Source organism: Micromonospora sp. ALFpr18c (genome assembly GCF_008868155.1).
In the GTDB taxonomy this organism is placed as follows: domain Bacteria; phylum Actinomycetota; class Actinomycetes; order Mycobacteriales; family Micromonosporaceae; genus Micromonospora.
Genome location: NZ_WBKR01000407.1, coordinates 1 through 935, shown reverse-complemented (window position 1 = coordinate 935; position 935 = coordinate 1). Strand labels below are relative to the sequence as shown.

The window sequence follows — 935 nt, the reverse complement described above, 5'->3', positions numbered from 1 at the left end:
GGGCTACAGGGCTACGCGGACGGCTGCTGTGAGGACCAGTTGCGCGAGGGAGGCCGGCACCAGGACCAGCCAGCAGAGTCGTTGCAGCTGGTCCTCGCGGAGCCGGGGGTAGGAGACCCGGAGCCAGATGATCACGAAGGCCACGGCGAACACCTTGAGCAGCGTCCAGAGCCAGCCGAGCTGGTCGTCGGCGAACGGGCCCTGCCAGCCGCCGAGGAACAGCACCGTGGTGAGCGCGGCGATCACCACGATGCCGACGTACTCGGCGAGCAGGAAGAAGGCGAAGCGCAACCCCGTGTACTCGGTCATGTAGCCGAAGACCAACTCCGAGTCGGCCACCGGCATGTCGAACGGTGGCCGGCGGATCTCGGCCAGTCCGGCGACGAAGAAAATGATCATGGCGGGCGCCTGCCAGAGCAGCCACCACGGCTGCCACGCCTCGACGATGCCGGACAGGCTGAGCGTGCCCGCCGCCATCGCCACCGAGGCGGCGGCCAGCACCAGCGGCAGCTCGTAGCCGAGCAGTTGCGCGGCCCCGCGCAGCCCACCGAGCAGGCTGTACTTGTTGGCCGACGCCCACGCCGACATGAGCACCGCCACCACCCCGACACCGACCACGGCCAGCACGAAGAACAGGCCGATGTCCAGAGGTTGCCCGACCAGGTCGTTCGGGCCGAGCGGGATGACCAGCAGCACCAGCAGGTAGGGCACCAGGGCCACCGCCGGGGCCAGCCGGAACACCGCCCGGTCCGCCTCGCGCGGGGTGACGTCCTCCTTCTGCACGAACTTGACGCCGTCGGCCACCAGCTGCGCCCAGCCGTGGAAGCCGCCCGCGTACATCGGACCGAGCCGGCCCTGCATGTGCGCCATCACCTTGTGCTCGGTCTGGCCGACCAGCAGCGGCAGGGTGAGGAACGCGACCAGCACACCGCCCA

At 69.9% G+C, this 935-nt stretch carries 1 protein-coding gene; it reads right to left on the bottom strand.

Annotated elements, in window-relative coordinates:
- Positions 1-3: 3 nt before the first annotated feature.
- Positions 4-935: complex I subunit 1 family protein (locus tag F8271_RS31435; RefSeq protein WP_151493399.1), on the bottom strand; the 932-nt coding region annotated here is incomplete at its 5' end.